1 protein-coding gene and 2 pseudogenes are annotated in these 1,329 nt (G+C 61.2%); 1 reads left to right on the top strand and 2 read right to left on the bottom strand.

Annotated elements, in window-relative coordinates:
- Positions 1-64 precede the first annotated feature (64 nt).
- A pseudogene (locus tag ACFPZI_RS33040) lies at positions 65-271 on the bottom strand (transposase); the annotation flags it as partial.
- Between the two features lie 330 nt (positions 272-601).
- Between ACFPZI_RS33040 and ACFPZI_RS33035 the strand changes: the two are divergent.
- Positions 602-781: pseudogene (locus ACFPZI_RS33035) on the top strand (two-component sensor histidine kinase); the annotation flags it as partial.
- Between the two features lie 343 nt (positions 782-1,124).
- Here the strand turns inward: ACFPZI_RS33035 and ACFPZI_RS33030 are convergent.
- On the bottom strand, positions 1,125-1,329 hold a 205-nt coding region (locus ACFPZI_RS33030; RefSeq protein ID WP_381370860.1), incomplete at its 5' end, for a hypothetical protein.

Genomic DNA, 1,329 nt, shown 5'->3' with positions numbered 1-1,329 from the left:
ACCCCAACGACTCGTCACACCAGGCCCGGTGACCTGCACGAATCACGATGAAACTTCCTCAGTAAGGGAAATCGACCGGCAGAGCCGTCCACTTCACGCCGTTGTCGACGAGGTAACGCACCGCATCAAGCATCTCGCGGTGGCAAAACGCCTCCGGACGGCCACCCAGCTTGAGCAGCCAGGCCGGCACCGGCATCGCGGCACGGACCTCGGCCCACTCCGCGTCCGTCATGTCACTCGGATAGCACCGCACCCGCTGTCCCGGAGCGATCGAACCGAACCTGTGCACGTAGCAGTCACACCCAGGGGTGACCGTGGTGGACGCAGGCACAGTGGTACTGCTCAACTGATCAGGCAACGGGCTTCCTTGGTCGTGCTGGTGTCGTAACCGCGTCACTACCAAGGAGCCCGTTCTTTCATGCCCGCGGCCGCACCCGCACCTCTATCCAGACGATCACCCGCGCCACGCACCTCGAACGAAATCCGGTTTGCCACAACGCACTAAGGCTGTCAGCGGAGGAAAGTAGTGGCTCATCGTGGCAGAGAGAACCGCGTTGCACCGTCAGATCCGGTTTTGACTGGCGGAGTGACCTCCGCGGTCATGCCTCCCAAGCCCACTTGGGACCCCCGGGCCCCGATGCAGCCTCTGTTTAAACCCACGGTCCGGATACGGCTCACACTGCTGTACGGTGGCATGTTCCTGATCGCTGGCGTCCTGTTGCTCTCCATCATCTATCTCTTCACCGCCCAGGCGCTGAGCAACAGTGCCACCGCCCTACCCAGGGTCCGTTGCATGATCGGTTCTGTCTGGAACGTCGGGTTGGTTCGCAGTTGGGGTGGGGCGCCCCGGTCCGGGCGGAGGGCGAACGCAGCGCAGGCACGGTCTCAGTGATCATGTGAGTGTCGAAGTCCCATGAACACTTGGTGAGTCCGTGCCTGCTCCTCCATCTTCTCTCAGAGTGCGGTAAGTGATGGTCTAGCTAATTTCGCACCACTTCGTCCCAGTGGGTAGCAGGCCCCTGACCTCGGCTGTCGAGCCAAACCGGGGGGCCGGAGCCGTGCGCTCGGCCAGGGCGGCGATGTTGATCATTCGACCGCCGGAATCACCCCGTTATGGCATGTCATCACATCGGTGTGAAACGGCAGGAAACATCACTTACCGCACTCTCAAATTCCTCAATGGACCGCCCGTCTACACCCGCTGCACCTTTGTTTGCCTTCACTCCCTCGTACGCCTCCCAGACCGCCCGCTTCGAAATATCAAACTGAACCGCCCCGGGTTCGGTAGAGATCTCAGACTGTGATTCTGACCTGGGGTTTTGTGAGTTC

The organism is Streptomyces chlorus, assembly GCF_042655885.1.
Lineage (GTDB): Bacteria > Actinomycetota > Actinomycetes > Streptomycetales > Streptomycetaceae > Streptomyces > Streptomyces chlorus.
This window is presented reverse-complemented; position numbering and strand designations above follow the sequence as displayed.